This is a genomic window from Microcystis sp. M53603_WE2, from assembly GCF_030065435.1.
Window position 1 is genome coordinate 1 of the sequence record NZ_JASJFF010001345.1, and the last position, 4757, is coordinate 4757.

The 4757-nt window shown below is 38.9% G+C and carries 3 protein-coding genes; all 3 read right to left on the reverse strand.

Going from position 1 to position 4757, the window contains the following annotated elements:
* Positions 1-614: 614 nt before the first annotated feature.
* Genes PX481_RS28300 through PX481_RS28310 form a run of 3 tightly spaced genes read right to left on the reverse strand, consistent with a single transcriptional unit; the run spans position 615 to position 4368 of the window.
* Positions 615-3164: an AAA domain-containing protein gene (locus PX481_RS28300; protein WP_002757076.1), complete on the reverse strand. Its 2550-nt coding sequence runs from the start codon at positions 3162-3164 to the stop codon at positions 615-617.
* Positions 3165-3932, reverse strand: a complete 768-nt coding sequence (locus PX481_RS28305; protein WP_002757074.1) for a hypothetical protein — start codon at positions 3930-3932, stop codon at positions 3165-3167.
* Between the two features lie 4 nt (positions 3933-3936).
* Positions 3937-4368: a hypothetical protein gene (locus tag PX481_RS28310; protein ID WP_002757072.1), complete on the reverse strand. Its 432-nt coding sequence runs from the start codon at positions 4366-4368 to the stop codon at positions 3937-3939.
* Between the last annotated feature and the right edge of the window lie 389 nt (positions 4369-4757).

The window sequence follows — 4757 nt, forward strand, 5'->3', positions numbered from 1 at the left end:
AGATCGACATCACAAGCATCAACACCGTCAAAGGTGAAAGTGATCCGCCAGTTTCCAGATACTCTCACCGTCCAGGTTCCTTTACGTTGCCCTGCCAGTTCATGAAGTACCAATCCGGGTAAGCAATTATTGTAGGTTGGGTTGACGCAAGGAAACCCAACAAAGAGTAACCTTTGGGGTGGTTGGGTTTCGCTTTTTCAAGCGAATTAAGCTATTTTCGCCTCAGTATTGTTTCGCTCAACCCAACCTACGAGGCTATTTTTAATATATCTCGTGGGTAGTGCGTTACGACGGATTGCTAGTCCTAAGTAAGAGCAGAGATTGTCGCCGTCTAACGCACCCTACTGGACTATTAATTACACGGAAACTTTCCGTATATCACGCCCAAAAGCGTGTTATCCAGATTAGCCTACTGCTAGTGGAGCAGTAGGAGCCACATTAGGGAACGCACCCTACAGCGATGGCCATCATACTGACAGTGGGAGCAGTCTAACGGTTGATCTGAGCGGCGGCAGATAGCCTCGGCATCACCCCCAATATCTCCCGTCCGTCCGCTCCAGCGCGTTGTTAGCCCGCTTTCGGCACCACGCGATGAGTCTAGAGGCAGACTAGATCTAGATCGCCAAAACTGATTTAAGCTGCCGATACAGATCTGAAACTGTATCGAGAAAATCAGGCTCATCTCTATCACACAGCCAACCCTTGCTGTACCACTTATGATAAGGAACGTGAACAATCTTCCAACCAGCCCGTTGAAGGATATCAATCCGTGAGAGATGACTTTCGGAGTAGGTGTAGCCACCTTCAGCAAAGTGATGTACACCATCAACTTCTATTGCACAACATTCCTCGTTTAGAGAGTTAAAGATAACAAAATCCAGTCGTTTGCTACAACTCTCAACCTGATTATAAATTTTCAATGATTCAGAGCCATGACTCTGAACAAATTCTTTGAGGTACTCTAGTACCTTAAACTCAAATTCAGATTCAACTTTTGATTCATCAAATCTCCAACTGAGCCTGTTGTCTAAAACTGTTTGTTGTTGAACGGGTTCTACCAAGCTACCTTCATTAACTGGATAACCGAAATTCTGCAAATACTCCTTTAGTAAATGAGCAGTTTTAGGTATTCCGCCATAGATAAGATAGGTATAATTTACAGCGCGACTGGTTGCTACATTAAACCGATTAGGGTTTTCATAGTGACCTTTTGCCCATCTATTGTTAGTTCCATCAAGCCCTAGAGTTATAATTATTATGTTCTTTTCATTTCCCTGAAACTCTTCAGGTGTGCCAACAAACAATTGATAATCTTTCCATTCATCATCAGAAAATTTTTCTTGAAGTCGTTCTCTAATGGCATTTCTTTGCTGAGTTAAGAACGACAAAACCCCAATTGTTGGTTTATTTCTAATCGTAAAGCCATGATGACTCAATGGTTCTTGTAGGTAGCTATTTTGACGGATCAAGCCACTGAGCTTGTTGATGAGTTCTTCAATTTCTTCAGGAACAAATTTTGTAGTCAATTCTCTTTGACCACCAACCTCAACTGCCTCAAAGCAAGACTTATTAACGTTTTTACCTACCTCTGTCATAATTAATAGGCTATCGTCGTAAAAGGTTTTGCTTGTAAATCTAGCTAGTTGAGGCATAGAACGAAAGTGTTCATTGAGAGTCACTTTTGGAATGGTAAAGTAATTATCTTGATTTATAATAAAATCAAGAATTGAAGATTTGCTTACAATTAGATCCTTTCCTTCTGCTTTTTCATAGGAAATAACCTGATTCAATCCTGCAAAGCAATGGTTCCAAATAAGTCTTTCAAACTTTCTATTCAGTGAGAATAAACCTGCTGCATTTAAGCCAAGTTGCTTATCGTCTCCTACCACACAAAAGCTTCTACCTCTATAAAAAGCAGGTATTATTTCTGCAATATTGACTTGAGAAGCCTCATCAACAATGACGAGATCAAAGATTTCATTTTGAAAAGGTAGAAATTGACCAATATCCTTAATTTCACCAGCCCAAAGCGGGAAAACACTGGTAAGTCTGTTGTAGTCAATCCTACTCATGGCTTCCAAGACTCTAGTTTGATTTGTCCACCTTAGAAGCTTCCGAAATGCATCAGTGACATTTTGATTCTGTTGTAAGTTTCTGGTAAATTGATATTCAATTAGCTGCTTAATATATTGTCTCTTTTTATCTAGCAAGACTTGCTCTTGCTGCTGAATCACTTTCCTTATTTGACTTAAACTAGGATTAATTCTACGTCGAATAGATACAGATTCGGTATAAGAACTATTCACTTTAAAGAGCAATTCTAGATATAGAGGAATTTGACCGAGTTCATTTCTTGAAAATCTAGTCTTGTCAGCTTTTAGTCCATCAACACACTGCTTGTAGAAGCGTCTTATATAAATAAAATCTTTACGCTTAAGATTCCCTGATGAGAGTTTTTTTTGAAGTTTATCAATATTTTTTATGAACCAATCTTTACCTGATTCATGAATTTCTTCCTCTCTTAAATCAAGTTGCTTTGTGTAGTTTCGGTCAAAGATATCAGCAAAATGATTTCTTTCTTTTAGATATAGATCGTTCGCCCGATAGAATTCATTTTCTGTATCTAAAGCTCTTTTCAATTGATCTCTGTGCTTTGCAAGCCCTTGATCTAGATCTATAATTTCTTGATGCAAGGAATCAAGTTCTTGTTTCTGCTTAGAAATATGACTAAGTAAATTATGTGCATTAACTCCCGAAGATTTTGCTTCAATATAAGCTTGAAGCTGCTTACGTTCTTGGCTTTCAGAGCCTACGTAAATGACGGTGTTTTTACCCAAAAAATCTTCTAATTTTCTACGAACGACATCAATAGCAGCCTTTTTTTGAGAAACAAATAATACTTTTTTGTTTAGCAGTAAGGCTGAAATCATTATTGCTACGATAGTGTAAGACTTCCCCGTACCAGGAGGTCCCTGGATATAGGAAATTTCACGCCGCCAAGCATTGTATAGAGCATCCTTTTGGCGATCAGAAAGAGGTAGTGGCAAATAGGCAACTGCCTTATCAATTGATAAACATTCGGTTAAATCGCTATTAAATTCAACAGATTCATTCTGCAAAATTCCTTTAAATAGCTTTTTCAGAACTTGATTTTGAAATGGCATTTAGCTAACCTCTGAAATCAGTTTTCGTAGTGCTGTATAAGTTGATAGTTGCCCAGGTGAGCTAGCAACATAAAAAAATCGATGATTGTAGAAGGTCAACTCTACAGTACCTAGCTTCTCTAGCTTCTGAAGAGTGAAGTCTTCCGTTGAAGGGTGTATTTGATTGAACTCAGGGATTTTTTCATGGATTCGTCGAAAAGTTTGGTCTGCTAATGAATTAGTCGTCAATTTTACACTCTCATGCCTGAGAATATCCTCTAAACTATTTTCTATATCTTCTAGAACTTCAAGCTTGTTGGCATCAACACCTGCACTCTGAAATCCCATTCCCTCATCTTCTTCTTCATCAAGATCTTGCTCTAAAACCAGAGTAATTAAGTCATAATTTAGACTCACCGAATCCAATTCAATGCTATAAGTCAATGACCTGCCGTTTTCATCTAGATCAGTTTTGACGAGGAAATAAATTAATGGTGCGGCAACATACTTCTTGACTTGCTTCTTCTTGAATGAACCAGCGATCAAGCCATTTCCCAGGAAAAGTTGGCGATCACTTTCCTTTTCAAGATAATTTCTGACATCACGCAAATACTGAGAATCTACATCTGCATCTTCAAAGGGTCGATAGTAGTGAGGGCTTTTCTTAGTTTTTCCATAAAGAGTGTTTTCCATCCCAGTACGCAGGCTAATTTTGCGACTCATTTCTTGAAGATAAGATAAGTACGCATGAACTACCTCGGATGATTCTTCTGAGTGTTTGGAATCCATATTTTTAAAATCTAACTGATTCTTCCAAGCTGTTTTTCAGCGCTTCAAGCTTATCTGCAACCGTTTGAAGTTTCCCTACTTGCAGATCCCCACCTCCACGTAGGAGTTCATATAAACTAGAAATATTTTTCTTTAGTATCTCAAGCGTATCAATAATTGCCTGGAGTCTCCCAATTTGTAGGTCTCCACTCCCACGTAAAAGTTCATATACTTTGTCGATAGATTTGCTTTGAGCATCAATTAGTTCAACTAACTTTTGCTCTATAGCTTGATTTCTTTGTATTAGACGTTCAAGCTGTTTGTAGATATCTGAATCAGATTCAGTCCGTTTCTTAGCGTTAGTGTTTAGACTTTTCTGTATTTGCAAAAGAATAAATGCAAGAATTGCAGTTGAGATTGCTGATACGGCTGAGAAAATTACCAAGGCTAGTTCCATCTTTGAGACTCTTTGGGTAAAACGATCCTTAGCACAGGATAACAAAAACTGTTGTGAGAGGCACTTGCCGATGACTTTACCGTAGCTTGATGCTTAACGCCGACAGGTAGCCCCTAAACTACTGCCTCACAGATAACCTTGCGGGCTAACTATTGATTATACGGAAATTTTCTGTATAACACTCCTGAAAGTAATGATATGGGTCAACTTTCGGCATATCACCCCATTTAGGCGCGATCTCCAGAACTTTTCCGTATATCACGCCCAAAAGCGTGTTAGCCAGATTAGCCTACTGCTAGTGGAGCAGTAGGAGCCACATTGGGGAACGCACCCTACGGCGATGGCCATCACAATAATTATATACTAGACGGATTTTTTCCATACAACAC

Coding starts and splice junctions, on each gene's coding strand:
- PX481_RS28305 (WP_002757074.1), bottom strand. CDS start 3,932: ATGGATTCCAAACACTCAGAAGAATCATCCGAGGTAGTTCATGCGTAC.
- PX481_RS28300 (WP_002757076.1), bottom strand. CDS start 3,164: ATGCCATTTCAAAATCAAGTTCTGAAAAAGCTATTTAAAGGAATTTTG.
- PX481_RS28310 (WP_002757072.1), bottom strand. CDS start 4,368: ATGGAACTAGCCTTGGTAATTTTCTCAGCCGTATCAGCAATCTCAACT.